General features: G+C 60.7%; 22 protein-coding genes. 13 read left to right on the top strand and 9 right to left on the bottom strand.

Annotated elements, in window-relative coordinates:
- Window positions 1-50: 50 nt before the first annotated feature.
- The 3 genes from M0412_RS08955 (at window position 51) to M0412_RS08945 (ending at window position 2,262) form a co-directional block, all read left to right on the top strand.
- Window positions 51-656, top strand: coding sequence for a YqgE/AlgH family protein (locus tag M0412_RS08955; protein ID WP_269698549.1), 606 nt, complete (start codon window positions 51-53; stop codon window positions 654-656).
- Between the two features lie 138 nt (window positions 657-794).
- A complete protein-coding gene (locus M0412_RS08950; protein ID WP_046798516.1) occupies window positions 795-986 on the top strand; it encodes a CsbD family protein in 192 nt (63 codons plus the stop codon).
- 169 nt (window positions 987-1,155) lie between these two features.
- On the top strand, window positions 1,156-2,262 hold the full coding sequence (locus M0412_RS08945) for a putative zinc-binding metallopeptidase (protein ID WP_269698548.1): 1,107 nt from the start codon (window positions 1,156-1,158) through the stop codon (window positions 2,260-2,262).
- A 181-nt stretch (window positions 2,263-2,443) separates the two neighbouring features.
- Here the strand turns inward: M0412_RS08945 and M0412_RS08940 are convergent, their stop codons facing one another.
- The 4 genes from M0412_RS08940 to thrC are packed head-to-tail and all read right to left on the bottom strand — an operon-like array spanning window position 2,444 to window position 8,706.
- Window positions 2,444-5,359, bottom strand: a complete 2,916-nt coding sequence (locus M0412_RS08940) for a sensor domain-containing phosphodiesterase (RefSeq protein WP_142839238.1) — start codon at window positions 5,357-5,359, stop codon at window positions 2,444-2,446.
- Window positions 5,356-5,955 carry a GNAT family N-acetyltransferase gene (locus tag M0412_RS08935; RefSeq protein WP_142839239.1) on the bottom strand — a complete coding sequence of 200 codons (600 nt, stop codon included), beginning with the start codon at window positions 5,953-5,955 and terminating at the stop codon, window positions 5,356-5,358. The genes M0412_RS08940 and M0412_RS08935 overlap by 4 nt, the downstream gene beginning before the upstream one ends.
- Before the next feature lie 33 nt (window positions 5,956-5,988).
- Window positions 5,989-7,287, bottom strand: coding sequence for a pitrilysin family protein (locus M0412_RS08930; protein ID WP_269698853.1), 1,299 nt, complete (start codon window positions 7,285-7,287; stop codon window positions 5,989-5,991).
- Between the two features lie 21 nt (window positions 7,288-7,308).
- Window positions 7,309-8,706, bottom strand: coding sequence for a threonine synthase (thrC, locus tag M0412_RS08925; protein ID WP_142839240.1), 1,398 nt, complete (start codon window positions 8,704-8,706; stop codon window positions 7,309-7,311).
- A 294-nt stretch (window positions 8,707-9,000) separates the two neighbouring features.
- On the opposite strand from thrC, the gene M0412_RS08920 reads away from it, so the two are divergent.
- Window positions 9,001-9,540 (top strand): PilZ domain-containing protein, encoded by a 540-nt coding sequence (locus M0412_RS08920; protein WP_269698851.1) that lies wholly within the window; start codon window positions 9,001-9,003, stop codon window positions 9,538-9,540.
- A 184-nt stretch (window positions 9,541-9,724) separates the two neighbouring features.
- On the opposite strand, the gene M0412_RS08915 is transcribed toward M0412_RS08920, so the two are convergent.
- Complete coding sequence (locus M0412_RS08915; protein ID WP_269698547.1) at window positions 9,725-10,414, bottom strand: HAD family hydrolase; 690 nt, start codon at window positions 10,412-10,414, stop codon at window positions 9,725-9,727.
- Between the two features lie 233 nt (window positions 10,415-10,647).
- Between M0412_RS08915 and M0412_RS08910 the strand changes: the two genes are divergently transcribed.
- Together M0412_RS08910 and M0412_RS08905 are read left to right on the top strand one after the other, a co-directional pair.
- Window positions 10,648-11,328 carry a GntR family transcriptional regulator gene (locus M0412_RS08910; RefSeq protein ID WP_269698546.1) on the top strand — a complete coding sequence of 227 codons (681 nt, stop codon included), beginning with the start codon at window positions 10,648-10,650 and terminating at the stop codon, window positions 11,326-11,328.
- A 46-nt stretch (window positions 11,329-11,374) separates the two neighbouring features.
- On the top strand, window positions 11,375-11,851 hold the full coding sequence (locus tag M0412_RS08905) for a DUF1284 domain-containing protein (protein ID WP_269698850.1): 477 nt from the start codon (window positions 11,375-11,377) through the stop codon (window positions 11,849-11,851).
- Window positions 11,852-11,903: 52 nt separating this feature from the next.
- Here M0412_RS08905 and M0412_RS08900 read toward each other — a convergent pair whose 3' ends face one another.
- Entirely contained in the window at window positions 11,904-13,004 is a 1,101-nt protein-coding gene (locus M0412_RS08900) for a hypothetical protein (protein ID WP_269698545.1), read from the bottom strand.
- A 234-nt stretch (window positions 13,005-13,238) separates the two neighbouring features.
- On the opposite strand from M0412_RS08900, the gene M0412_RS08895 reads away from it, so the two are divergent.
- The 3 genes from M0412_RS08895 (at window position 13,239) to M0412_RS08885 (ending at window position 17,311) form a co-directional block, all read left to right on the top strand.
- On the top strand, window positions 13,239-14,384 hold the full coding sequence (locus M0412_RS08895; protein ID WP_269698544.1) for a site-specific DNA-methyltransferase: 1,146 nt from the start codon (window positions 13,239-13,241) through the stop codon (window positions 14,382-14,384).
- A gap of 614 nt (window positions 14,385-14,998) precedes the next feature.
- Window positions 14,999-15,511, top strand: coding sequence for a hypothetical protein (locus M0412_RS08890; protein WP_269698543.1), 513 nt, complete (start codon window positions 14,999-15,001; stop codon window positions 15,509-15,511).
- Window positions 15,512-15,796: 285 nt separating this feature from the next.
- Window positions 15,797-17,311: a DegQ family serine endoprotease gene (locus M0412_RS08885; protein ID WP_269698542.1), complete on the top strand. Its 1,515-nt coding sequence runs from the start codon at window positions 15,797-15,799 to the stop codon at window positions 17,309-17,311.
- A 66-nt stretch (window positions 17,312-17,377) separates the two neighbouring features.
- Here the strand turns inward: M0412_RS08885 and M0412_RS08880 are convergent, their stop codons facing one another.
- Window positions 17,378-17,989, bottom strand: a complete 612-nt coding sequence (locus tag M0412_RS08880; protein ID WP_269698541.1) for an HAD family phosphatase — start codon at window positions 17,987-17,989, stop codon at window positions 17,378-17,380.
- An 80-nt stretch (window positions 17,990-18,069) separates the two neighbouring features.
- Entirely contained in the window at window positions 18,070-19,179 is a 1,110-nt protein-coding gene (mutY, locus tag M0412_RS08875; RefSeq protein WP_269698849.1) for an A/G-specific adenine glycosylase, read from the bottom strand.
- 126 nt (window positions 19,180-19,305) lie between these two features.
- Between mutY and M0412_RS08870 the strand changes: the two genes are divergently transcribed.
- From M0412_RS08870 to M0412_RS08855, 4 genes are all read left to right on the top strand, one after another.
- The gene (locus M0412_RS08870; RefSeq protein WP_269698540.1) at window positions 19,306-19,770 is read left to right on the top strand and encodes a hypothetical protein; all 465 of its coding nucleotides are present in this window, start codon (window positions 19,306-19,308) and stop codon (window positions 19,768-19,770) included.
- A gap of 26 nt (window positions 19,771-19,796) precedes the next feature.
- The gene (locus M0412_RS08865) at window positions 19,797-20,318 is read left to right on the top strand and encodes a DUF721 domain-containing protein (RefSeq protein ID WP_142839251.1); all 522 of its coding nucleotides are present in this window, start codon (window positions 19,797-19,799) and stop codon (window positions 20,316-20,318) included.
- Window positions 20,319-20,446: 128 nt separating this feature from the next.
- Window positions 20,447-21,127 carry a DsbA family protein gene (locus M0412_RS08860; protein WP_142839252.1) on the top strand — a complete coding sequence of 227 codons (681 nt, stop codon included), beginning with the start codon at window positions 20,447-20,449 and terminating at the stop codon, window positions 21,125-21,127.
- Between the two features lie 84 nt (window positions 21,128-21,211).
- Window positions 21,212-24,679, top strand: coding sequence for a chromosome segregation SMC family protein (locus M0412_RS08855; RefSeq protein ID WP_269698539.1), 3,468 nt, complete (start codon window positions 21,212-21,214; stop codon window positions 24,677-24,679).
- A 739-nt stretch (window positions 24,680-25,418) separates the two neighbouring features.
- On the opposite strand, the gene M0412_RS08850 is transcribed toward M0412_RS08855, so the two are convergent.
- A complete protein-coding gene (locus tag M0412_RS08850; protein WP_269698538.1) occupies window positions 25,419-26,396 on the bottom strand; it encodes a VOC family protein in 978 nt (325 codons plus the stop codon).
- Between the last annotated feature and the right edge of the window lie 159 nt (window positions 26,397-26,555).

Below are 26,555 nucleotides of genomic sequence, written 5' to 3'. Positions count from 1 at the left end.
CGAACGCCGTTTTCCGTTCAATCACGGAATTCGGTCTGCTGGAGGCGCCGGTGAGCTTTTCAACCCTGATGGACAAACGCGAACGTGGCTTTCTCGACGGTCAGTTCCTCATGGCGATGCCGGGGCTGGACGACGGTAATTTTGCCCGTGCGGTGATCTATATCTGTGCCCATTCGGATGCCGGCGCCATGGGCTTCATCATCAACCGGCCGCAGCAGATCACGTTTACGGACATTCTGCTGCATCTGAAGCTGGTGGACAGCAATGACGCCATCATGCTGCCCAACCGTACCCGCGAATTTCCGATCCAGTGCGGTGGCCCGGTCGAATCCGGCCGCGGTTTCGTGCTGCATTCCGATGATTATTTGAGCGAATCCAGTATTCCCGTCAGCGACGATATTTCGCTCACGGCGACGCTGGATATCGTCCGTGCCATTTCCAACGGCCGTGGCCCGCAAAAGGCAACCATGCTGCTCGGTTACGCCGGCTGGGGACCCGGCCAGCTGGAAAACGAGATCGCCAATAATGGCTGGCTGAACTGCCCGGCGGCGGAAGATCTGATTTTCGACCGCGGGCTGGACAATAAATATGAGCGGGCGCTGGCCCTGATGGGCGTTGATGCCCGCATGCTCTCCACCGATGCCGGCCACGCGTAAACCAGGAACGCCGGAATTTGGCGAGCGTATATTTTCTGCCGCCCACTTATCATTATAGGTGGGAACCAAATCCTGCCCCCTCACGTTACTCACCCGGAAAGCCGGACAGACAGTACGGCTCAACTAGGGAGCAGTAAGATGGGTAGCACATCAGACAAGATTTCCGGTACGGCAAACGAAGTTGCTGGCAAGGTCAAGAAGAGCGTCGGCGAAGCCACCGGCAATAACGAGCTGCGCGCCAAGGGTGCCGCCCAGGAAACCAAGGGCAAGGTACAGAAGAGCGTCGGCAAGGCCAAGGATGCTGTAAAGGGCGCTGTTGACCGTATGTAATACCGCCTGACGATCTTCCGCCTCTCAAACGATGCGGCGCTTGGAGCGCATGTGTTACCGCACATGCGCTCTTGTCGTATGGGATGCCGGAACGACGGGTTGTTACGCCGTTCATGCTGACATCGTATGTTTTCCTTCGTTCAACTGATCCATCGCAAGGGTTTCATCAATGAGACTTTTCTCCTGCGCATCCTGCGGCCAGCCGGTCCATTTCGACAATCGTTTCTGCGTTTCCTGCGGCCATCGCCTTGCCTTCGTGCCGGAGCGCCTTTCCATGGAAGCGCTGGCGCCGGCCGGCGAACCGAACTGGCAGATCGTCGCGGAGCCGCAAAAACAGGTACGTTTCTGCGCCAATGAAGTGAATGACATCTGCAACTGGTCGGTACCGGCGGAAAGCGACAGCGCCTTCTGCCCAGCCTGCAGCCATAATCGTCTGGTGCCCGACATTGCGACGGAGCAGGGGATCGAACAATGGCGCCGCATCAGCCAGGCGCAGCGGCACCTGTTTTATTCGATCCTGCGGCTCGGCCTGCCACATCCCAACCGTGATGTTGATCCAGCCGGCGGACTTGTCTTCGACTTTCTGGTCGATGAGGTGGCGCCCGATGGTTCGGTTATTCCGGCGATGACCGGGCATGATGAAGGCCTGATCGCAATCCGCGCGGCGGAAGCCGACGATGTGACGCGCGAGCAGGTGCGCGCCAACATGAATGAGCCGTATCGCACCCTGCTTGGCCATTTCCGCCACGAGGTCGGGCATTTCATCTGGAACAAGCTGGTGCGTGATGCGAACCGGCTGGAGGCCTGCCGCGCAGTGTTCGGCGATGACCGCGAGGATTATGGCGCGGCGCTGCAACGCAATTACGATGGGGGACCGCGTCCCGACTGGCAGGAAAGCTTCATAAGCTCTTACGCCTCAGTCCACCCCTGGGAAGATTTCGCCGAATGTTTCGCCCATTACCTGCATATCGTCGATACGCTCGAGACCGCCCGTGCCTTCGGCGTCGCAATCGATCCTGATGGGCATGAGGAAATGGCGGCCGAGGTGACGTTTGATCCCTACAATGCCCGCAGCGCCGCGCAGCTGGTCAAGGCGTGGATTCCCCTCAGTGTCGCCATCAATTCCATCCAGCGCAGCATGGGGGAGGCGGACCTTTACCCCTTCGTGCTGACACCGCCGGTGGTGGCGAAAATGGAGTTCATTCACGACCTGCTGCATGGGAAGGTGGCGGCGGATGAAGCGCCGATGGCAGGGCAGGGTGTGATGGTTCAGTGAGTCAGGTGCTGACCTAGCGCGGCTAGTCGGAAAATCTTGGAGGTTGCGGGTATTCAATGCCTCTCCGTCGTCCTCGGGCTTGACCCGAGAATCCACACCCACGAGCGACGATGGATCCTCGGGTCAAGCCCGAGGATGACGCCGTGTGTGGGTGAGAGGGCATAACAATCGCCCTCGAAGTTTACGAAGCCCGCTTCGTCGGCTGGAACCGTTCCCGCAGCAGCTTCAGCGCCGCATCGCCCGAGACCGGGGTACCGAACAGGAAACTCTGGCCGAAGTGGCAGTTCATGCGCGAAAGCTCGGCCGCATCTTCAGGCGTTTCGATGCCTTCCGCAACCACTTGCATGTCGAGCGCCCGCGCCATGGCGATAACGGAGCGCAGGAGCACGTTGCGTTTGTCGCTGGTATTGGCCACCAGCGCCTTGTCGAGCTTGATCGTGTCGAAGGGGAAACGGGTCAGATAGGCGAGCGACGAATAGCCGGTGCCGAAATCGTCCATGGCGAGGCTCAGGCCGGTTTCCTTCAGCTTGGAAAGCACAAGCCGCGCCTGTTCCGGGTTTTCCATGACGACGGATTCCGTCAGTTCCAGCTTCAGCTGCTGCGGATTGCAGCGCGTGCGGGTCAGCATGCCTCGCACGTCGTTATACAATTCGTTGTTCAGCAATTGCGCGCTGGAAATATTGACGGAGATGAAGATCGGCATCTTCTCGATGGCATGTTGCCAGTCCATCAGGTCGGTCGCCGCCCGTTCCAGTGCAAACATGCCGAGCGGCTCGATCAGGCCGGAGGCTTCCGCGATGGGGATGAATTCGCTTGGCGGAATATTGCCGCGCTTGGGGTGTTCCCAGCGCATCAGGGCTTCAAAACCGGCCAGCTCACCGTCATCAAGTTTGACGATCGGCTGATAGGCGAGCGACAGCTCCTTGCGCTCGATGGCACGGCGAAGGTCGCTTTCCATCTGCAACCGGTCAGTGCCTGACGTGCGGAAGGCGGGGCGGAAAGGCTCGACGCGGTTGCCGCCGGCGCGCTTAGCGCGGTACATGGCCAGCTCCGCATCGCTGAGCAGACCGGCCGCACTTTCCTGCTGGTCGATCCAAGAGACGAGACCGATGGAGGCGGTGAGGATGATTTCGCGGTTGGCGAAATTGATCGGCACCATGATCGCCTTGTTCACCGCATCGGCGAAATCGGCGACACGCTGCGGATCGCGCTCCGAGGTCAGGATAAGGCCGAATTCATCACCACCAAGACGCGCCAGCGTATCCTGCGGTTTCAGCAGCCGGCGCAGACGCCGCGTCAGCGCGATGAGAATATTGTCGCCGGCAGCAATGCCCAGCGTATCGTTGACCAGCTTGTAACGGTCGATATCGATCGCCATCACCGTCGGGCGTACGCCCTCGCTATCGGGCGAGAGATTGAGGATCGATTGCAGGCGGTCGAGGAAGACCTGCCGGTTCGGAAGCCCGGTCAGATTGTCGTTCATCGCATCCTGCAACAGCCGCTCGACCGAATTCTTCTGCTCGGTAATATCGGTGATGGTGCCGACGCAGCGGATGATTTCGCCGTTGGAGCCGAGAACCGGACGGGCGCGGATTTGCAGCCAGTGGAAATGTCCGTCTTCTGCGCGAATGCGAAATTCGTGGTTGAGACGGCCCTTGCGATGGTCGAGCAGCACGTCGAGTGTAGCCTTGAACCGGTCGCGATCGTCAGGGTGCAGGCGCGGCAGCCAGTTGCGCGCAGCGCCATGCATGGTGCCGGGTTCGAGCCCCAGCCGGTTGGAAATGTCGGGCGTGGTGACGATACGGTCACGCGTCACATCCCAGTCCCAGACGGTATCGCCGCTGCCCGTAAGGGCCAGCGACTGGCGTTCGAGGTCGGAGAACAGACCCTGCTGATAGGCGCTGCCGGCAAACGCGTGCTGGATGACGGTAAAGCCGATCAGAAGCACGATCAGCACCAGCCCGCCGCCGAGCGCCGGCTGCACGATGTCGTTGTCCAGCTGTCCCGTAACCGTCAGCCAGCTGCCGAACAGCCAGACGAGGATCAACGCCCAGGAGGGGACCAGCAAAATGGCCCGGTCATATTTGTTGAAACCGAGATAGATGATGAGGGCGATGCCGGCGGTCGCCGTCAGGGCGAAGGATACGCGGGCAATGCCTGATGCGACCGAGGGATCGTAAATGGCAACGCCGAACAGCAGCGCCAGACCCACCACCCAGGCAAAGGTCGCATAACCCAGATGCGCATGCCATCGGTTGAGATTGAGATAGGTGAAGAGGAAGACCACAAAGCTGGAGGCGAGCGCGACTTCCGCGCCCGCCCTCCATATTCGCTGGTCGCTTGAGGTGACCGTGATGAGCTTTTCGAGAAAGCCGAAATCGACGCAGATATAGGCCAGAACCGCCCAGGCGAGTGCTGCGGAGGCCGGCAGGACCGAAGTGCCCTTGACCACGAAAAGGATGGTCAAAAGCACGGCCAGCAGGCCGGCAATGCCAAGCACGATGCCGCGATAGAGCGTAAAGGCGTTGATCGTGTCCTTGTAGGCTTCCGGTTCCCACAGATAAAGCTGCGGCAGCTGCGGTGTGGAAAGCTCGGCAACGAAGGTGATGACGGAGCCGGGGTTGAGCGTTATGCGGAACACGTCGGCGTCAGGGCTCGGCTGCCGGTCAAGCGCAAAGCCCTCACTCGGCGTGATCGCCATGATGCGCTGCGAGCCGAGATCGGGCCAGAACAGCTTGGAATTCACGAGGCGGAAATGCGGGGCGACGATGACGCGCTCCAGCTGCTCTTCTGACACGTTGGCGAGCGCGAAAACCGCCCAGTCGCCCTGGTGGTCGGTGGAACTGGCGCGCACCTCGATACGGCGGCGGATGCCGTCGGGGCCGGGCGCGGTCGAGACCTGAAAGGCTTCGCCCTGATTGGCATAGATATCGGTGGTGGCAGTCAGATCAAGCGCCGTGTCGTCACGGGAAATTTTCACCGGCTCGAAGGCGTAGGAATAGGAGGAGAAAAGCAGAAACAGCAGGAAAAACGGCACGGCCAGCGCGATTGCCGCCAGACGTTTCGTGAGGCATGGCTCATGGTGAATGTAGGTCATGTATCGTACTTCGTTCCGCCGGAGCTTTGCTTGTCGGCAAGAAGGGAAAACATCATATGATCCCGCCATTGGCCATTGATTTTCAGATATTCCCGCAAGAGGCCTTCCCGCTGGAAACCGGCATTTTCGAGAAGCCGGATGCTTTTGAAGTTTTCCGGAATACAGGCTGCCTCGATACGGTGCAACTGAAGTCCGTTGAAGATGTATGGTATTACCAATTTTAATGCGGCAGACATATGGCCTCGTGCCGCGTGCCGTTCGCCCGTCCAATAGCCGATCATGCAGCTCTGCGCGGCACCCCGGCGTATATAACCAATGGTGATGCCGCCGACGAGCAGGGTCTCTTTTTCGAACAGCAGGAACGAGACGGCGGTGCCGGAGGAAAACTCCTGCCCGTTGCGCACCACGCGCATCCGAAACGAGCCTTCGGTCAGTTCATCAGGGCGCCAGGTGGGTTCCCAGGGCTGAAGAAACTGCCGGCTTTCGGAGCGCAGCACATGCCATTGCTTGAAATCGCTGTAGCGCGGCAGTCTGAGAAGATGGTCGGCGCTGCGCAGTTCAGGCGTGTCGTTATGTCGGGAAAGAAAACGCAGCATTCACCATCCCTGTGCGGAAGAAACCGCCATGTCTCAGCCGTTCGCCTTTATCCTTGCAGGCTGCTGCGCAGAAAGCGCGGCAGTGATGTCTGAAAGAGGCGGCAGATGTTCAAGCGGGCCAATTGCGGACAATGTTGGAACTGTATCGAAAAACAGCCGTCCCGCAAGATCGGTCAGGCGTTCACGCGTGATGTCGCCGAGGCGCTCCATCATCTCCTCATTGGGGATGGGCCGGCCGTAAAGCATCATCTGCCGGGCCATCTGGCCGGCACGGGCGGCCGGGCTTTCCTGCCCCATCAGCAATTGCGCGCGGATCTGCGCCCGGGCACGGTCAATTTCTTCCTGATGGATGGTCTGCGACGATTTGCGCAGCTCATCGAGAATGACGGGCACCAGTTCCGGCAGGTCGTTGGCGCCGGTGGCCGCATGCACGCCGAAGATGCCGGTATCGGAAAAGCCCCAATGGAAGGCATAGACGGAATAGCAGAGACCGCGATATTCGCGCACTTCCTGGAACAGGCGGGAAGACATGCCGCCGCCGAGAATATTGGCAAGGATCTGCGAGCAATAAAAATCGCGGGCGTGATAGGCCTTGCCCTCGAAGCCCAGCAGCACCTGCGCGTCCATGAGATCGCGGGTTTCGCGGATTTCGCCACCGGTATAGATCGCTTTTTCCATAACCGGCGTGGCAATGGGCAGCTGCGGCAGCGAGGCGAAACGTTCTTCCACCTGCTTGACGAAGCTTTCGTGATCGACAGCACCGGCCGCGACGACGAAGATGCGATCCGTCGTGTAATTGCGGGCGAGATAATGCCTGATCTGGCCTGTCGTGAAGGATTGCACGGTATCAGGCGTGCCGAGGATCGGCCGACCGATCGTCTGGTCGCGATAGGCGACACCGGAGAAATTGTCGAAGATCACGTCGTCGGGCGTATCGGTCGCAGCGCCGATCTCCTGGAGGATGACGTTTTTCTCCCGCTCCAGTTCCTCTTCGTCGAAGAGCGATTCCGTCAGGATGTCGGCAAGGATATCGACGGCGAGCGGAACATGGTCCTTGAGGACGCGGGCGTAGTAGGAGGTGGTTTCCGTCGATGTCGCGGCGTTGACTTCGCCGCCGACATTTTCGATCTCTTCGGCGATCTGCCGGGCGGTACGCCGCGCCGTGCCCTTGAACGCCATATGCTCGAGTAGATGGGCGATGCCGTGTTCGGCAGTCGTCTCGTTGCGGGACCCGGATTTGATCCACACCCCAAGAGCAACGCTTTCGAGATGCGGCATTCTTTCCGTCACAACGGTCAACCCGGACGAAAGCCGGGTCACATTAACTCTCATACTCAACGTCTTTCCGCGTCTCTATTTGCCGGCGCGTGCATGTTGGCCGATGAAGGTTTCCACGGCTTTCAGCTCTGCGTCCAGAATGTCGAAACGCTCCTCCCGGTTCATAATGTCAGCTAGCCATACTGGAAGCGCCGGGTCGATTGCGCAAGCGGATTTTACAGCGGCCGGGAATTTAGCCGGGTGGGCGGTAGACAGAACCACCATCGGGCTTCCCGCTTTTTCGTGCTTTTCCGCCACGAAAACACCGGTCGCCGTATGCGGGTCGATCAGGTATCCGGTTTTCTCAAGCGTCTCGCGGATGGTTGCCGCCACCTGCTTTTCGGTGGCGCGGCCGGCGCGGAAGTCCTTCTTGATGAATTTCAGTGCCTTCGGCGGAATTTCAAACGCGCCGGACTGCTTCAGACCGTCCATCGATGCCTTCACCGCCGCGGAATCGCGGTCATAGGCTTCAAACAGCAGGCGTTCGAAGTTGGACGAGATCTGGATGTCCATCGAAGGCGAGGTGGTGGGCTTGACGCCGCGCATCTCGTAACGGCCGGTCTTCAGGGTGCGCGCCAGAATGTCGTTGTCATTGGTGGCGATGACCAGCTTGTCGATCGGCAGGCCCATCTTCTTGGCGACGTAACCCGCAAAGATATCGCCGAAATTGCCGGTCGGAACGGTGAAGGACACCTTCCGGTCAGGGCCGCCGAGCGACAGCGACGCGGTGAAATAATAAACCACCTGCGCCATGATGCGCGCCCAGTTGATGGAGTTGACGCCGGAAAGCTTCACGCCGTCGCGGAACTTCACGTCGTTGAACATTTCTTTGACCAGCGTCTGGCAATCGTCGAAATTGCCGTTGATCGCCAGCGCATGCACGTTGGAAGCGGTGGAGGTCGTCATCTGGCGCTGCTGCACCGGGGAAACCTTGCCGTTCGGGAAAAGGATGAAGATGTCAGTGCGCTCGCGGCCGGCAAAGGCGTCGATCGCAGCGCCACCGGTGTCGCCGGACGTGGCGCCGACGATGGTGGCGCGTTCGCCGCGCTCAGTCAGCGTATAGTCCATCAGGCGGGCGAGAAGCTGCATCGCCACGTCCTTGAAGGCGAGCGTGGTGCCGTGGAAAAGCTCCAGCACGAAAGTGTTCGGGCCGGTCTGCGTCAACGGCACGACGGCCGGATGGCGGAACGTCGAATAGGCGTCATCGATCATCGCCCTGAACTTGTCGGCCGGAATTTCGCCGCCGGTGAAGCGATAGAGAACCTCGAATGCGACGTCCTGATAGGATTTGCCGCGCAGGTTGCGGATTTCCTTCTTCGTCATGGAAGGCCATTCGCGGGGCACGTAAAGCCCGCCGTCACGGCCAAGGCCCGCCAGAAGCGCGTCGCAGAAACCAAGCGAAGGGGCCGCACCCCGGGTCGATACATATTTCACGAGATAGTCCCCTGTCCTTAACCGGCCTTGTCCTTAACCGGTATGTCCGTCGCCGATCTTCGGCATCTTTTCCAGCAGCGTCTCACGGAAATGAGGCGATTGGCGAGGTAATGAAGGGCTTTTTTGAAAATTCAAGCAAAACCGAACATGCCAATCGATTTTTTCCGGCGTCGCTGCTATAGACCATCGCCAACCTGCGTGAAAGGTCAATAAACAGCGTCTCCGGTTCGGTTCCGGGACAATGGAGAGGGAATTAGAAGAGTGTCAGGGAATTTCTTGCGTTTGTCCGCCGCGATGTCGCTTCTGGCCGTCGTTGCAGGGTGCAATTCCTCCAATCCAGCGGACTCGCTTGCCGTCAACCCTCCGGCGGCGCAGGCCAATGCCGTTGCCCCCGTGGTGCAGGCCAACTGCCCGACGGTCACGGTTCTCGACGCCAGCGCCGTCCACCGCGTTTATGCCGGCGGCGCCAAGGATGATCCGCAGAAGCTTGCCTATCAGGTCTCGCTGTCAGATACGACGCGCTCCTGCACCGCAAACGAAACGACGCTGACAGTGAACGTGCTGGCCCAGGGCCGTCTCGTTCCCGGCCCCTTGGCCAAGCCCGGCCGCGTCACAGTTCCGATCCGCGTGACGGTGAAGGACGGTGATGGCGAAATCTACGGCGAAACGACCAATTTCGCCATCGATGTCCCGGCAGGCGCCGCCGGCACGCAGTTCATCTTCAACAATGACCACGTCGCCATTCCCAATGGACCGGGCGGCGCACCGAAGTCGGTCAACGTCTATATCGGCTTCGGCGGCGAGAGCGCCAAGGCAAAGACCAGGCGCCGGTGATTTGACGAGCTGGATGAAAAAAACCGGAGGCTGCTTTTGCAGGCTCCGGTTTTTTATTGCTTACAGACCGCCCAACATTCGCAACGTCATCCTCGGGCCTGTCCCGAGGCTCCACCTTCGCGCGGTTTTTGGATCCTCGCCTCAAGGGCGAGGATGACTTGAAGGTGGGGGCTCTCCTCCAAACTCAAAAGGCGCCTTCCCACTCCGCCATTGCCGCAATCACGGCCGGTAGATCCTGCATGCGCGAAATCACCGTTTCGGCGCCCGCATCGGTCAGCCGGTCGGCGTGGCTCGGATAGGTGTGGGATGCGCCGGTAAAGCCGATGACGCGCATGCCTGCGGCCATCGCGCCATGGATGCCGTGTACGGAATCTTCGATGACGACCGCGCGATCGGGCGAGACGCCGAACTGGGCGGCACCATGCAGGAAGATGTCGGGCTTCGGCTTCACGCGGTCGGCGCCGAGGTCCTTGGCGGAATAGATATGCGGCGCGAAATAGGGCTTCAGGCCGACTTTCGTCAGCATCATGTCAAGGCGGTGGCTGGAGGAGTTCGAGCAGATGCAGCGCGGCGTCGTCAGGCGCGACAGCGCGAATTTAACACCCTCGATGATCTTCACGTCGCGTTCCAGCCGCATGTCGAGCAGCTTTTCCGACTTGTCGAGCAGCGACGCGGAGAGCGGAATGCTGGCTTCGCTTTCCACCTGCAGAAGAATGTTCTTCCAGGTCATGCCGGCAAAGCGCTCGCCCATTTCCTCGACGGAGATCGGATAACCGGCCTCGGTCAGAAGGCGGGATTCCACCTGCGCCGCGATGATTTCGGAATCGACCAGAACGCCGTCGCAGTCGAAAATAATGAGGTCGAAGCCGCTCATGGGCGCTCCCTGTATCGAATGTGCCTGGAAAAAGTGATGCCGGGCTTTTAGACCATGTCCGCGTCAAGCTCAACCGGCTCACCCGCAAGGGTCGGTCCCGCCGGGCTCATAGCTTGCCTGTGCCGGACACGGGGAACGCATAAGCGGCTAAGGGATCTAGAATATTCGCCATTGCTTTTTCCCGCCTGCAAAAACCGCTACACAGTCGCGCGGCATATGCGTTATGGGATATTATGCCCAAGCCAGTAAAAACCGCACCTGAAGACACCATTGCCGCACGCATCAGCCGGACGCTCGCCGACCGCATCGTCCGCGGTGAACTGTCGCCGGGTGAACGGCTGCGGCAGGATCACATCGCCGCCGAATTCGGCGCGTCGCATGTGCCGGTTCGCGAGGCGTTTCGCCGGTTGGAAGCGCAGGGGCTGGCCGCCAGCATTCCGCGCCGGGGTGTCCGGGTGGCGGATTTCGGCCTTGACGATGTGCGCGAAGTGGCGGAAATGCGCGCCGCCCTTGAGGTTCTGGCGCTGCGCCACGCCATTCCCAACATGACGTCAGCCATTCTCGATCAGGCCGAGGCGGCGACGCTGGAAGGTGATAGCGCCGTTGACGTGCAGCACTGGGAAGAGGCCAATCGCCGCTTCCATCGCCTCATCACGGCACCCTGCAACATGCCGCGCCTGATGGAGGCGATCGACGGCCTGCATGCGGCAAGCGCCCGTTTCCTGTTTTCCGCCTGGCGGGCCGGCTGGGAGCGCCGCACGGATACTGACCACCGCGCAATCATCGACGCGCTGCGCGGCGGCCGCGCGGAAGAGGCGGTACGCATTCTCGACGGACATGTGCAATGGATCGGCCGCAAGGCCATCCGCACCTCGTCCGGCTCGGTACGCGACGCCTTCGCGATTGTCGGATAGGCGGCGGCGCTTGACTGTCCGGCTCCGCCCCCACCATCTTCTGTGTATGCTGACCTATGTCGGCAAGGGCTATACTTCCGGCTTCGTCGAAAATTACGACCGTGTCGCCGCCCGACTGAATGCGGGCGAAGAGGATATCGAGCTGGTGGATGGACCGGATGATATCTGCACCGGCCTGCTCTGCGAAAGCCATGCGCACTGTTTTAACGAAGGCGTGGTGCAGCGGGACGAGGCGGCGCGGGGTTCAGTGTCGACGCTCTTGAACGAGACGCTTGCCCCCGGAAAACGGCTGCGGGCAACGCCGGACTTTCTTGCAAGAATGCGTCTCGCCTTCGCCGCCGGAGACATCCGGCAGGCCTGTCGTGGTTGCCAGTGGATAAGGCTTTGCGACCGTATCGCAGCATCAGGCTTCGCGGGCGTGAAAATCGGCGAGCCTTTGCAGATGGTGCCGAAGGATGCGGCGGGTTTTTCGAAGCATCCGATGCTCAGTCCCAAATATGGGTCGGATGGCCGGAAATTGTGACGCCTTCTCTTTCCTTATTCCTGTGACAGGCACAGGAGTGAGGTGAGAGGGCTTACTCCGGCACATTCGTCTCGGTCCGCTCTGCCGCCTTCACCGTTGCCTTGATCTCCTTCGGGTCGCGCCCGGATTTCTTGTCGTAGCTCACCTTCACCGAATAATCGCCGGGATGCAGCGTTTCCTGATGCTGTGTGCCGTAGCGACCGGAAATTTCCTTCTGCGTGCCCTGCAGATCCTTGGTTGTCTCGACGATATCGATCCGTTCCGCACCGGGGGCGGTGATGGCAAGAACGCCGGCATCGAGATCAAGGGTGATTTCCGAGCGTTTTCCGGCGGTCACCGTGAAAGGTTGTTCCACTGTCACCTTGCCCAGACGGGCCCGCATGACGAAATCGCCTGCCGGCATTTCCATCATCTTGCCCGTGCCGTAAATGCCGTTGATGGTCTGGCGCGTGCCATCAAGGGTTTCCTTGGCTGACATCGCCTCGAAACGAATGTCGTCCGTTTCAACCGCTTTGCCGCCCTGGGCATAAACCGCCTTGGCAATCACCACGCCGCTCGGGATGACAAGGTCGTGGCTGATCGTTTCGCCCGCCTTGACGGCAAGTGTTTCCTGCACCCGCGCCGGACCGATGCTGCCGGTGAGAACAATCTCGCCCGCCGGCACGAAGACGGCATTCTGGCCATAGACGCTGTCCTTGAAATCGCCCTTGGTGATTTCGGTTTTCGCCTGGCTTTCCACATCGCCATCCGGGCTGCGTTTCGGCACGACAGTCAGTTCCGCCGCATCGAAATTCACCTTCGGCCTTGCGACGCTGCCATCCTTCACCTCGAAGGCAATTTCGCGGGTCACATTGCCCAGCGCCGCGACACCGACATATTTGCCGGCCGGCAGTTTTGCCTCGAAGGTGGCGTCATAGGAGCCGCCGGCATTCTCATCGGTTCGCGCTCCAGCCCGGTCGGTCTTGTAGAAATCCCAACGCACCTTGTTGCTGTTGCCAAGCGAGGGGCCGCCATCAAACAGCACCGCATCCGTCACCACGTTAAATTGCGCCGAGGGCGCCTGCGCCCGCAATGGCGACGGCAGCGCCGCAACGACAAGCGCAGCGCATGCGACATTTACGGAAAAAGAAGCCATTTTCATCATCGACCCCATTGCGGATCACCCCTTGCCATTGCCGTCTTGCTGCCGCGTCGAACTGCGCGACAGACTAACCCGTTGTGCACAACGTTTTTGCGCCGCTTCGGGTTCCCCGCCCGTCGCCGCAAATCCCACATCGCGGCCGCTATAGCCATTTATTTTGCGTTTTCCGTGACTTGTTCAGGCTTTGATAACCATCTTCGGTAACCATAAGCATCAGTAGAGAGTAAGCGTATGGAGCGAGTACCAATGGCAGCAGTTTTTCCGCTGGCCGATTTTCGGCGTGCCGGTTTTGATCGTGCGGGCGAGAGTGACGCCTGGAAAGACAGCATCATCAAAGGTGATTGTGTCGCTGCCTTGGATGCCCTCCCGAGCCAGTCGGTGGATGCGATTTTCGCCGACCCGCCCTATAATCTCCAACTCGGCGGCACGCTTCACCGGCCCGATCAGTCGCTGGTTGATGCCGTCGATGACGAATGGGACCAGTTCGCCTCCTTCGATGCCTATGATGCCTTCACCCGCGCCTGGCTGCTCGCCTGCCGCCGCGTGCTGAAACCGAACGGCACCATCTGGGTCATCGGCTCCTACCACAATATCTTCCGCGTCGGCGCCATGCTCCAGAACCTCGATTTCTGGATCCTCAACGATATTGTCTGGCGCAAGACCAACCCCATGCCCAATTTCAAGGGCCGCCGTTTCCAGAACGCCCATGAGACCATGATCTGGGCAAGCCGTGATCCGAAAGCCAAAAGCTACACCTTCAATTACGATGCACTGAAGGCCTCCAACGACGATGTGCAGATGCGCTCCGACTGGCTGTTCCCGATCTGCAGCGGCCATGAGCGGCTGAAGGGCGAGGACGGCAAGAAGGTACATCCCACCCAGAAGCCGGAAGCCTTGCTGGCGCGCATCATCATGGCGTCCACCAAGCCGGGTGACATCGTGCTCGACCCGTTCTTCGGTTCCGGCACCACGGGTGCCGTCGCAAAACGCCTCGGCCGCCACTTCGTCGGCATCGAGCGCGAGCAGGATTATATCGACGCGGCATCCACCCGCATCGCCGCCGTCGAGCCGCTCGGCAAGGCCGAACTGACCGTCATGACCGGCAAGAAAGCCGAACCGCGCGTTGCCTTCAACACGCTGGTCGAAAGCGGCCTCGTCCGCCCCGGCCAGGTTCTGACGGATGCAAGACGCCGTTATAGCGCCATTATTCGTGCGGATGGTACCCTGGCATCCGGCGGGACCGCCGGCTCCATTCACCGCTTAGGCGCGAAGGTGCAGGGTCTCGACGCATGCAACGGATGGACGTTCTGGCATTTCGAGGACGGCGACGAACTGAAGCCGATCGATGATCTCAGAACCATCATTCGCAGTGAAATGGCAAAGGCCGAATAGTCGAAAGCCCGCAAGGCTGAAGACGGACGATCCACCGCCCGCCCTTGTCAGAATACGTCTCTGTCCGGTTTAGTACCTTCAGTCCCGGATGGAGAACGACCAACGCCCGGCACCCTGGTGTCGGGCGTTGGTATTTTCGAATATAAAACTTTAGCCAGACAAGTTTCGCGCAAGAGACGGCCCATACTGTCTGGGTCAAAGCAGTGGTTGTGGAAATCCGGTTCGGACAGATCACGAAAACATTGCTGTCCCATGCCGCTTGCGGCAGGACTGGCGCAGGCCGGAGACCGCCATTTCCGCCTGCGCCAATTTTCTTTTTGGGGTTCCCCCAGGCTTTCCGGCGCCCCCAGATAACGGCTCTACGTCCAAAAAAATCATGAGAACAGGGCAATAAAGCACGTCCTTGATTCCGTTTAGTCAGGATGTGCTCTGGTGGCCAAGTCTTAACAATAGATGTCCGGCGCGTTACGGAAGATTAACGTGACGCTACACATGGCGGGGAGTACATATTCTTCCAGGCTGAGTGTCGCCGGCGACCAAAAACGATCGCGACGCGACGATGCGAGACAGCCGGATTCGCGGGCCATTGCCTGCGATGAACAAGGAGGCGTGCCATGCGCTCGCTTTTAAAAACAGTCACAATAGCATCCTTCATTCTGGCGGTTGCCTCGGGCGGCGCGTTCGCGGCCGAGCACGGTGGTCACGGTGGCGGTCATGGTGGGGAGCACAGTGACGGGGGCCACGGTTTCCATGACGGCGACCGGGGTGGCGGTTTCCATGGTGACCGTGATCGGGGTTTCTTCAAGTCCGACAACTATGTCGACTGGAGTGACCTTGCCACCGGCTATTATAATGCCCCTCCGATGAGCTACAGCTATCAGGGACCACATCATCTGGCCCGCGTTCTGAATGAAGTGCGCGTCGCCGATCACCGGATCGATCTCGAACGTCAGCAGGGCAAGCTGACGGCCAGCTCTTTCAACAGGCTGGAAAAAGAGGCCGCGGGCATCAGCACGCAGGCCTTGAGAGCAGCCGACATGCATCGCGGCGGCATCCCTTTCAAGACATTCGCCACGCTTCAAGGTGAAGTCCGGCAACTTGATCGGAATATCGTGCGCATGAGCTGACCGGGACGTTTCGATCCTCGTTTCCGAGGATCGGGCTTCCCCTCGGAAAGCAAAGCATCAGGAGGGCGCGCCGGTGAGACCCGCCCTCCCTCACTCCAGGGCCCGGTAGGGAAAACCTGCCGATTTTCTAGAGACATGTAACACAAGGCACCGTGCGTCCCCATCGGGATGCACGAGGATTTGGCATAGCCCATCTTATGCGCAGCCGGAATCTGGTTGCCGAAAGGGCATCGTATAGCGACGGCGCGGTTTCGGCTGCGCATGTCCTCACAAAGGAGAAACGTCATGTCCGGCATTCTTCGCAGATATCGTATCGCAGCTTTGCTTGGCGCAGCCTTTGTCGCCGCACCGCTTGTGCTGCCCGTCTTTCTGCATAACACACCCGCTTTTGCCCAGGCCGGATTATCGGCCGTTCCCGGCCCGGTGACGTCGGGCGGTTCCTTCGCCGGGATCGTTGCCGCCGACAAGCCGGCGGTGGTGACCGTCACCACCGAAATGAAAACGCAGGAACAGGCGAGCGATGACACCACGCCGTTCGACCAGCAGTTTCGGCAGTTCTTCGGCGAGCAGGGCATTCCCCTGCCGCAACAGCAGCCGCAGCAGCGCCAATCCCAGACCGCGGAAGCACTGGGTTCCGGCTTCATCATCTCGCCGGACGGCTATATCGTCACCAATAATCACGTCATCGACAATGCCACTTCGATCAAGGTGACGCTGGATGACGGCACGGAGCTTCCCGCCACGCTTGTCGGCGCCGATCCGAAATCGGATCTGGCCGTCCTCAAGATCACCGCTTCCAAGCCTCTGGCAGTGATTTCCTGGGGAGATTCCGACAGGCTGAAGGCCGGCGATCAGATATTGGCGATCGGCAATCCGTTCGGCATCGGTACCACGGTCACGGCCGGTATCGTCTCGGCCCGCGGGCGTGACCTGCACAGCGGACCCTATGACGATTTCATCCAGATCGACGCGCCGATCAATCACGGCAATTCCGGTGGTCCGCTGGTCGATGTCGAAGGCAAGGTCGTCGGCATCAACACGGCGATCTATTCGCCGAATGGCGGCAGCGTCGGTGTCGGTTTCGCCATTCCGTCGGATCAGGCGCAGAATGTCGTCGTCCGCCTCATGAAGGATGGGTCGATCCACCACGGCTTCATTGGCGTCCAGATACAGCCGGTGACCCCTGACGTGGCCAACGCCATCGGCCTTGCCACGCCGGAAGGCGCGCTGGTCGCCAAGGTGGAAGCGAGCACACCCGCAGGCCGCGCCGGCATCAGGACCGGCGACGTGATTACCGCGCTCGGCGGACAGACGATCAAGTCGCCGCGCGATCTGTCGCGCATGGTCGCAGATCTGTCGCCGGGCCAGAAGGAACACGTCACGGTCTGGCGTCAGGGCGAGACCCGCGACCTGCTTCTCACCGTGGGTGGCAATGATGGCCAGAGCGCACAGGCATCGCCTGACAATGGCCAGCAGAAGGGCGATGCCTCATCACAAGCCCTGCCAATGATCGGTATCGGACTGGCGGATATCACCCCGGCGATCCGTGAAGCCCTCAATCTCCCGCAGAATGAAAAGGGCACGATCGTCGAAAGCGTGACACCCTCCAAACCCGCCGCCGAGGCCGGTTTGCAGGCAGGCGACGTGATCGTTTCGGTCAATCAGACGGCGGTGAAATCGGCGGGTGATGCCAAGGCGGCCATTGCGCAGGCGGGCAAGGCTGGTCGCAAATCCGTTCTGCTGCTCATCCAGCGCGGCGATTCGCAGACCTATGTCGCCGTGCCCTTCGCACAGGGCTGAACCCCGGTTTTCCGGTAAAATCGCAAGGAACGGGCAACTCCATCGGAGCTGCCCGTTCTGTCATTTTCAGACATCCACCCCATAATCCCGCAGATCCTGCCGCAGCTTTTCCGCGCCGGTGAAGTGCACCGCCTGCCAGCCGGCCTGCTTTGCGCCCTCCACATTCGCCAGCGTATCGTCGATGAAGATGCTGGCCGCGGGGTTGAGGCCGAATTCCTTTGCGTGCAGATCGTAGATCGCCACGTCAGGCTTCAGGAGCTTCACATCGCCGGAGACCGTCACGCCGCGCGGCAGGGTGAGGAAGGGGAACATCTTCTGCGCTTCACGAAAGGTGTCGGAAGCGAAGTTGGTCAGCATCGTCACGTCGTGGCCGCTGTCGATCAGGCCAACCATGATCGCGACGCTCTCGTCATAGGAATGCGAGACCATTTCGTGCCAGAACTTGCGGAAGGCGCGAATATGCTCTTCCCGCTCGGGAAATTGCTCCAGCAACAGCGCTTCGGCGTCCTCCCAGCGGCGACCGCGATCCTGTTCGAGGTTCCAGTCATGGGTGCAGACATTCTCGAAGAACCATTTGCGCTCGTCGGCATCGGGAATGAGGCGGCTATAGGGAATATGCGGATCGTAATGGATCAGCACCTTGCCGATGTCGAATACGATATGCTCAATCTTGGTCATCGAAACTTCCTGCTTTCATCGAACATCAGCGCGTCTTTCAAACGCTCCAAATCTTTGAGTTGCATCGTCCCTGTCGAAAATCAATTTCGATTTTCGGGCCGATACGCGGATGGAATAGCTTGGATGATGACTTTTTTCATCACCGTTGGCAGCGCCTGCGCGTCAAGATTTGTAACCGGCTCCCACCATCCGTCATCCGGCCCGGTTTTGAGGCTATCCGGCACCTGCGCGCGATAGACGGTGAGCCGCAGTTCGAAATGGGTGAAGACATGCACGATGACGCCCGCCGCCTGCCAGCCGGCGGCAAAGGGCGCGTGGCTCGCCTCCGTGCCGCCATCCACACGGGCAGTCCACGCCGTTGTCGGCACCTCGGTCATGCCGCCGAGAAGCCCGCTTTCGATGCGCCGCCGCAGCAGGATTTCGCCGCTCGGATTCACCGCTACGAAGGCCGCGCCGAGCCGCACGGGTTTGGCCTTCTTCGCCGCCTTCACGGGAAAACGCTCCGGCTCGTCACGCGCAAGCGCCAGACAGGCGCCATTGAACGGACAGAGTGCGCAGGCCGGCCGTTTCGGCGTGCAGATCGTCGCGCCGAGATCCATCATCGCCTGGGCAAAATCGCCGGGCCGATCGGCGGGCGTAAGCTCGGCGACCTTCGCTTTCATGGCCGGTTTGGAACCGGGCAGGGGAGCATCTATGACGAAGAGCCGGGAAATGACGCGCTCCACATTGCCGTCCATCACCGCCGCCTGCCGGTTGAACGCGATGGCCGCCACGGCGGCGGCGGTATAATCGCCGATGCCGGGCAGCTCTTTCAGGCCTGCCTCGCTATCCGGAAAAATGCCGCCATGGTCGCGCGCCACGGCTTCCGCGCATTTCTTGAGGTTGCGGGCGCGGGCATAATAACCAAGCCCTGCCCATGCCGCCATGACATCCTCGACCGGTGCCGCCGCCAGATCGCTGACGGTTGGCCAGGCGGCGAGAAACTTCAGGAAATAAGGCTTTACCGCCTGCACCGTCGTCTGCTGCAGCATCACCTCCGACAGCCAGACGTGATAGGGATCGGCGCGTTTTCCCTGTGCCGCCATGGCCGGAGATGTGCGCCACGGCAGCTCGCGATGGTGCCGGTCGTACCATGCCAGAAGTTGTTCCGCCGTCGGATGTGATATTTGTTGTCGCGCATATGTGTTCATCGCCGCTGAACATAGAGACGGCGCGGCAATCTGCAACAGCAGCCTGTCGTGGCGAGGCGGAAAACCGCATCCGGCGGTGAACGCCATGACATCGAGACCCACCATCCGTTTCAGGAGGACCAACCCATGCCGAACGCGCTGCTGGAAAACATGCCCCAACCGCTCCTCCATATTATTGGAGCGCTTCTCGCATTGTGCCTGATCATCAGCCTGCTGAACCGTATCGGTCGGCTGTGCTTTGGCACGCAGAACGGGGTCGCCCTGGTAACGGCGCGGGTAATCCGGCACATTCGTGAGCTGGAAATGACGCGGGAAAAACCGTCACGCCGCTTCCGGATTTTTGAATCGGGTTTCTGGGCGATTTTTTGCCATGGCCTGTGGATATATCTGTTCGTCGTTCTGGCCTGCATGTTGGTGATTGCTTTCATCTCGGATAAGCCGGGCATCCTTCATCTGAAGATTTTGGCTGCGGGCTATTTCCTCTTTGGATGTTGGGTGGCGGGAATGATACGCTTGGGCGCCCGCCGGGACTGGCGACGATTCCGTGCGCTGTTGCGCGGCGAAGAAGGTGACGACGGCGCGACCGCTTGAGGTCGTTTGCCTCTGTCGAGGAGAGCATGAAGAAACCTGCAGATTCGTTCCGCAAGGGCGTCGTACAGATCGCCGAAGTCGCCAACGGCATCATGGATCCCGTGCTGTCGAAGCGGGCGGGCATCAACACGGCGCTGCTCGGCTCCTGGGACGAGATTGCCGGCGACGACTTTGCCGATTGCACCCGGCCGGAAAAGATCACCTGGCCGCGCCGCGATGAGGGGCCGGATCGCGGCGGTTATCAGCCCGGCGTGCTGACCATCGCCTGCGAAGGCGCGCGCGCCTTGTTTCTCACCCATGCACAGGGCGAACTCATCGCTCGCATCAACGGTTTTTTCGGCTTTCCGGCGGTGCGCCAGATCCGGATCGTGCAGAAGCCGGTTTCCCAAACCATTGCCCGCAAAAGAAAACCGCCGCCGCTGCGTGGCGATGCGGCAAAACGTCTCGATGACATGATGCAAGGCATCGAGAGCGAGGCGCTGCGCAAGGCGGTGGAGCGGCTTGGCACGGCGGTGTTGCAGAAAAAGCCGCCGCGCAGGACGATTTGATGAAAGGCGCTGTCCTTGACTGGTCACAATTCTTTGACAAGAAGAGTTCAAAACCCCGCTTGTGATGAACAGGCCGTCGCTATATCGGAATCAACAGACAATAGAGTCTATTACCAACAGGTGCTTTCATGCATTTTCCCGAACTGACCATTTCCCGTCGCGGCCTTCTCGGCGGTGTTGCCCTTGCTGCCGTTGCTGCGGCCCTGCCGTTTGCCTTCACGCCCGGTATCGCCGAGGCGCAGGAATTGCCTGAATCCACCGGCGATGTGGATATGGCTGCGGTGATGAAGCCCGGCCCGCTGCCGGAAGCAGCGCTCGGTGATGCCAACGCACCCGTAAAGATCGTCGAATACATGTCGATGACCTGCCCGCACTGCGCCAACTTCCACAACAAGACCTTCGAAGAGATCAAGAAAAAATACATCGATACCGGCAAGGTCTATTTCGTGCTGCGCGAATTCCCGTTCGATCCGCGCGCGGCTGCCGCCTTCATGCTGGCGCGCTGCGCCCCTGAAGGCCAGTATTTCCCCTTCGTTTCCATGCTGTTCAAGCAGCAGCAGAGCTGGGCTGTAGCCCAGGATGCGCGCGCCGCCCTGCTGCAATTGTCGAAAATGGCCGGTTTCTCACAGGAGTCTTTCGAGGCCTGCTTGACGAACCAGAAACTTCTGGATGATGTGAACGCAACCATGCAACGCGGTGCGACGGAATTCGGCATCAACTCCACGCCGACTTTCATCATCAACGGCAAGAAATACGCGGGAGACATGTCGGTTGAAAACATGTCGGCTGTCATCGACAAGCTGCTCTGATCGCCGAACCCTGAAAGAAACGGGCGGCGGATACTTCCGTTCGCCCGTTTTTTATTGCCTGTCGTCCGGCCGGAGCATGACGGGATGAAGTTCAACAAGCTGCGCGTTGTCGGTTTCAAATCCTTCGTTGAACCTTCCGAATTCATCATCGAGCCGGGGCTCACCGGTGTCGTTGGCCCGAATGGCTGCGGCAAGTCCAATCTGGTGGAAGCGCTTCGCTGGGTGATGGGCGAAAACTCCTACAAGAACATGCGCGCCTCCGGCATGGATGACGTGATCTTCTCCGGTTCCGGCAATCGCCCGGCCCGCAACACCGCCGAAGTTGGCCTCTATCTCGACAATTCCGACCGCACCGCCCCAGCCGCCTTCAATGATGCCGATGAAATTCAGGTGACGCGGCGCATCGAGCGCGAAAACGGCTCGGTCTACCGCATCAACGGCAAGGAGGCCCGCGCCAAGGATGTGCAGCTGCTGTTTGCGGATGCCTCCACCGGCGCGCGCTCGCCCTCGATGGTGGGGCAGGGGCGTATCGGCGAACTCATCAATGCCAAGCCGCAGGCCCGCCGCCAGCTGCTGGAAGAGGCGGCCGGCATTTCCGGCCTGCATTCCCGCCGCCACGAGGCCGAGCTTCGCCTGCGCGCCGCCGAGACCAATCTGGAGCGGCTGGAAGACGTCACCGCCCAGCTGGAAAGCCAGATCGAAAGCCTGAAACGCCAGGCGCGCCAGGCCAACCGCTTCAAGATGCTGTCAGCCGATATCCGCGCCCGCGAGGCGACCTTGCTGCACATCCGCTGGGTGGAGGCCAAGGAAGCCGAAGGCGAGGCGGAAAGCGCGCTCAATCAGGCCACGAATATCGTCGCCGAAAAGGCGCAAGGGCAGATGGAAGCGGCCAAGCAGCAGGGCATCGCCAGCCTGAAACTGCCGGAACTGCGCGAGGACGAGGCCCGCGTTGCCGCTGCCCTGCAACGCCTGCAGATCGCCCGCACCCAGCTGGATGACGAGGCGAACCGCCTGCTGCGCCGCCGCGACGAGCTGGCGCGCCGTCTGTCGCAACTTGGCGAGGATATCGTCCGCGAGGAACGGCTTGTCTCCGACAATGCCCAGATACTGGCGCGGCTCGATGAGGAAGAAGCCGAACTCCTCGAAATCCTGTCCGATTCCGGCCGCCATGCCGACGAAATGCGCGAAGCCTTCGAAGCCGCCGCTGTCAAACTTGCGGAAAGTGAGGCCATCTTCACCGCCATCACCGCCGAACGAGCCGAAGCCGCCGCCGCGCGTCAGCAGTTGGAGCGGGCGATCCGCGATCTTTCCGATCGCAAGCTGAGGCTGGAGCGGCAGTCGCAGGAGGCATCCGCCGAGATCGAGGCCATCGACGAAAAACTCTCCGGCCTTCCCGACCCCGCAGAACGGCGTGAAGCGGTCGAGGCGGCTGAGATCGCAGTCGAAGACGCGTTGATCGTGGCGGAGGAGGCCGAGGCCGCCGTTGCCGAGGCACGTTCGGCCGAAGCGCTGGCGCGCGGGCCGCTGGAAACGGCGAAGAATCGGCTGAACGCGCTGGATACGGAAGCGCGCACCATTACCAAAATCCTCGCCTCCAGTGCCGCTGCCAATGGCAGTTTCACGCCGGTGGCGGAAGAAATGACGGTGGAACGCGGTTATGAGGCTGCACTTGGCGCGGCGCTTGGCGATGACCTCGAAAGCCCGCTCGATGCCGCAGCACCTGCCTATTGGGGCGGCAATGGCGACGGTGCTGGTGATCCCGCCCTGCCGCAGGGTGTCAAACCGCTTCTGGATTATGCGCAGGCACCCGATGCGCTTAGACGTGCCCTTGCACAGATCGGCGTCGTTGCAGACGTATCGGAAGCCCGGCGCCTGTTGCCTTCGCTCAAAGCCGGCCAGCGGCTGGTAACGCGCGAAGGCGCCCTGTTCCGCTGGGACGGCCACATCGCCAGCGCCGATGCCCCGGGTGCTGCAGCACTTCGCCTGTCGCAGAAGAATCGCCTCGCCGAAATCGAAACCGAACTGGATGAGGCCCGCTCCATTCTGGAAGAGGCCGAAGACCAGCTTGCCGCGAAAACCGAGGCCATCAGAAGCAGCGAATTGCAGCTTTCAGACGTGCGCGACCGGAGCCGGCTCGCGACCCGTCAGCTTGCCGAGGCGCGCGAGGCGCTGACATCAGCCGAACGTGCCTCGGGCGATCTGCTGCGCCGCCGGGATATCGTTTCCGAAGCTCTGAACCAGATCGGCGCGCAGATCGACGAAATCGCCGTCCAGGAAGAAAACGCCCGTATTGAGATAGAAGACGCGCCGGATCTTTCCGTGCTCGATCTCAAGCTGCGCGAAAGTCAGCTCGAAGTCGCGACCGACCGCGGCCTTCTGGCGGAAGCCCGCGCCCGCCACGAGGGCGTGAGCCGCGAGGCGGAAAGCCGCCAGCGCAGAATACAGGCAATCGCGCAGGAGCGTTCCACCTGGCAATCGCGGGCGGCAAGTGCGGCCGATCACATCGCCACGCTGCGCGAACGTGAGGAAGAGGCGCGCGAGGAAATCGCCGAGCTTGACATAGCGCCGGAGGAGTTCGACGAGAAACGCCGCAACCTCCTCAACGAATTGCAGAAGACCGAGGACGCCCGCCGCGAGGCCGCCGACCGGTTGGCTGAGGCGGAAAACCTGCAGCGTGCCGCAGACCGGGTGGCCGCGACGGCGCTTTCCGAACTGGCCGAAGCCCGCGAAAAACGTGGCCGTGCCGAAGAACGTCTGGTCTCCGCCCGCGAGAAACGGCAGGAGACTGAACATCGCATCCGTGAAACACTGAATACCGAGCCGCATATGGCCCTGCGCCTGACCGGCCTTGGCCCGGACCAGCCGAAGCCCGATATTCGCGACGTCGAGCGTGATCTCGACCGGCTGAAGATCGAACGCGAAAGGCTTGGCGCGGTCAATCTGCGTGCCGAGGAAGAGCAGGCCGAGCTTTCCGCCAAGCTCGAGGCGCTCATCAAGGAGCGCGACGATATCATCGATGCCGTGCGCAAGCTGCGGGCCGGCATCCAGAACCTCAACCGCGAGGGCCGTGAGCGGCTGATCGCCGCCTTTGACGTGGTCAATTCGCAGTTCCAGCGGCTGTTTACCCATCTCTTCGGCGGTGGCACGGCCGAATTGCAGCTGATCGAATCCGACGATCCGCTGGAGGCGGGACTGGAAATTCTCGCCCGTCCGCCGGGCAAGAAACCGCAGACCATGACATTGCTTTCCGGCGGCGAGCAGGCCCTGACGGCCATGGCGCTGATCTTTGCCGTCTTCCTCACCAATCCCGCGCCGATCTGCGTGCTGGACGAGGTGGATGCCCCGCTTGACGACCACAATGTCGAGCGCTACTGCAACCTGATGGACGAGATGGTGGCCTCGACGGAGACCCGCTTCGTCATCATCACCCACAATCCCATCACCATGGCGCGCATGAACCGCCTGTTCGGTGTCACCATGGCCGAACAGGGTGTATCGCAGCTTGTGTCGGTGGACTTGCAGACCGCCGAACAGCTGCGCGAAGCCGTCTGAGGCGGCTTGTTCGGGATCAGCCCCGACTTTTGCTCAATGTGAATTTATCTGGCCGTATCACCCATTCGGGTGAGCGACATCACGCGGCATTTTGCTATGTTTTTCGAAACAACCAAGGGCTCTCACCAGACCCCACCATCCGGTTTCCTGTACCGGATGGAATGCCTTGCGAGGCCGCTGCCGTGGCCTCGCAAGGCTTTCTTTTCCGGGTTCAGAGGGCGATGTGGCTGCATGGCTGGTAATCGTTTCCGGGGCGCAAACCTCCTCCGTCATTCAGGCCTTCAGCCGGTATCCAGCCAGCCCAAGTCCTTGGGCTGAAAAGAGTCCTTCCCGACGCGCAGACCCGCGTCGGCTGGATTCCTGCGCAAGGCTACTGCCGTCCCGTTTAAATTTATGGATACCTTATATGGCTTGGAAGCTAGCGGTGAACGTTGCGCATTTTCTCGACGTCATCCTTGGGCTTGTCCCAAGGATCCAAACACGTCAAAAAAATCAATCCGTTGCAGATCCTCGGGACAGGCCCGAGGATGACGTCGGAGTGTTTGGCGAGGTTTGCCATTTATAGGACGACGGCCATACGTCATTCCTGTCCCAATGCTCGAAATTTAAACCGGACAGTAGCGTTTCAAGGCCGGAATGTCGGAAGGAGATGATGCTGCGAAGCCCTCTAAACGCTTAACCCGCCGTAACCTTCAATCGCGCAGTGTGCTCCGCGCATGATACGGAGACCCACGACCACTCACCCCGGCACCAGCCGCAGCCGCGTGCCCCATGGGTCGATTGCCTCCACCACATTGTTCTCCATCTCCACCAGCACGTAACCGGCCGCTCGCAACCGCGTTTTCTGCGCCTCCAGATCGGCGGGATTGCGAACGGTCAGCGAGAACCAGTCGAGGCCGGTTTCCATGGCGTTGCGTTCCTTCGCGCCACGGCTGTTCCACGTATTCACCGCCAGATGATGATGATACCCGCCGGAAGAGAGAAACGAGGCATCGGAGCGCGCATCCTGCGTCGGTTGCAGGCCGACGGCCTGTTCATAAAAGCCACGGGCGGCGGCGATTTCGCCGACCCGCAGGTGAATATGGCCGATGCGCATTCCGGCCGGGGCCGCCTCGTAATGGTCGGTTTTGGTGTCGGTCAGCGCCACGAGATTATCGACATCCAGCGGTTCGGTGCCCATTTTTACCACCCGGCCGCTCCAGACCCATGCGTCTTTCGGGCGGTCGCTGTAGACCTCGATACCGTTGCCCTCGGGATCGTTGAGATAGACCGCTTCGCTGACGTTGTGATCGGCAAAACCCGAAAGCGGCACCTGCCGGAGCGCCGCATGCACCAGCCAGCGGGCGAGATCCTCGCGGGTGGGCATCAGATAGGCGATGTGGAACAGGCCGGCGGAAGTGGGGCTTTCGAAATCTGCCGCCGGTTTGTGGACGAGATCGAGCAGCGGCACGTTTCCGACGCCGAGCGTCACGCCTCTTGCCGTGCGTCCCACCTCGTTCATGCCAAGCACCGAACGGTAATAATCGATCATCGGATCAAGGTCGCGCACGCGAAGTGCGGCCTGGCCAATATGCATGGGTGTCGTCAGGGCAAAGGGCAGGGCGGTGGCGGCACTTACAGCGGGCGGGCCGCCCTCGGCCTTGAGCGCACCGGCCAGCGCCGTGGCGGCGCAAGAAATTCCGGCAAATTTCAACGTGTGGCGGCGAGTAAATTGCATGAATAATCTCTTTGTCGGCGATGATAATGGCTTAGGGAACACTCCGTTTCTACGCACTACACGAATGCGTCAGTCCTGCTGTTATTTTGTGTTTGCGGCAATTCTGGCGCGCAATTTGCCGCAATTATGCTGCACTGCGATGTAAACTGCACGTTGCGG

Source organism: Agrobacterium sp. O3.4, assembly GCF_041414895.1.
Taxonomy (GTDB): Bacteria; Pseudomonadota; Alphaproteobacteria; order Rhizobiales; family Rhizobiaceae; genus Agrobacterium; species Agrobacterium cucumeris.
This window is presented reverse-complemented; position numbering and strand designations above follow the sequence as displayed.

Coding starts and splice junctions, on each gene's coding strand:
- M0412_RS08910 (WP_269698546.1), top strand. CDS start 10,648: ATGCCCAAGCCAGTAAAAACCGCACCTGAAGACACCATTGCCGCACGC.
- M0412_RS08870 (WP_269698540.1), top strand. CDS start 19,306: ATGCCGAACGCGCTGCTGGAAAACATGCCCCAACCGCTCCTCCATATT.
- M0412_RS08940 (WP_142839238.1), bottom strand. CDS start 5,359: ATGACCTACATTCACCATGAGCCATGCCTCACGAAACGTCTGGCGGCA.
- M0412_RS08920 (WP_269698851.1), top strand. CDS start 9,001: ATGTCGCTTCTGGCCGTCGTTGCAGGGTGCAATTCCTCCAATCCAGCG.
- M0412_RS08915 (WP_269698547.1), bottom strand. CDS start 10,414: ATGAGCGGCTTCGACCTCATTATTTTCGACTGCGACGGCGTTCTGGTC.
- mutY (WP_269698849.1), bottom strand. CDS start 19,179: ATGAACACATATGCGCGACAACAAATATCACATCCGACGGCGGAACAA.
- M0412_RS08855 (WP_269698539.1), top strand. CDS start 21,212: ATGAAGTTCAACAAGCTGCGCGTTGTCGGTTTCAAATCCTTCGTTGAA.
- M0412_RS08900 (WP_269698545.1), bottom strand. CDS start 13,004: ATGGGGTCGATGATGAAAATGGCTTCTTTTTCCGTAAATGTCGCATGC.
- M0412_RS08950 (WP_046798516.1), top strand. CDS start 795: ATGGGTAGCACATCAGACAAGATTTCCGGTACGGCAAACGAAGTTGCT.
- M0412_RS08930 (WP_269698853.1), bottom strand. CDS start 7,287: ATGAGAGTTAATGTGACCCGGCTTTCGTCCGGGTTGACCGTTGTGACG.
- M0412_RS08905 (WP_269698850.1), top strand. CDS start 11,375: ATGCTGACCTATGTCGGCAAGGGCTATACTTCCGGCTTCGTCGAAAAT.
- M0412_RS08860 (WP_142839252.1), top strand. CDS start 20,447: ATGCATTTTCCCGAACTGACCATTTCCCGTCGCGGCCTTCTCGGCGGT.
- M0412_RS08865 (WP_142839251.1), top strand. CDS start 19,797: ATGAAGAAACCTGCAGATTCGTTCCGCAAGGGCGTCGTACAGATCGCC.
- M0412_RS08945 (WP_269698548.1), top strand. CDS start 1,156: ATGAGACTTTTCTCCTGCGCATCCTGCGGCCAGCCGGTCCATTTCGAC.
- M0412_RS08895 (WP_269698544.1), top strand. CDS start 13,239: ATGGCAGCAGTTTTTCCGCTGGCCGATTTTCGGCGTGCCGGTTTTGAT.
- M0412_RS08935 (WP_142839239.1), bottom strand. CDS start 5,955: ATGCTGCGTTTTCTTTCCCGACATAACGACACGCCTGAACTGCGCAGC.
- M0412_RS08885 (WP_269698542.1), top strand. CDS start 15,797: ATGTCCGGCATTCTTCGCAGATATCGTATCGCAGCTTTGCTTGGCGCA.
- M0412_RS08880 (WP_269698541.1), bottom strand. CDS start 17,989: ATGACCAAGATTGAGCATATCGTATTCGACATCGGCAAGGTGCTGATC.
- M0412_RS08890 (WP_269698543.1), top strand. CDS start 14,999: ATGCGCTCGCTTTTAAAAACAGTCACAATAGCATCCTTCATTCTGGCG.
- M0412_RS08850 (WP_269698538.1), bottom strand. CDS start 26,396: ATGCAATTTACTCGCCGCCACACGTTGAAATTTGCCGGAATTTCTTGC.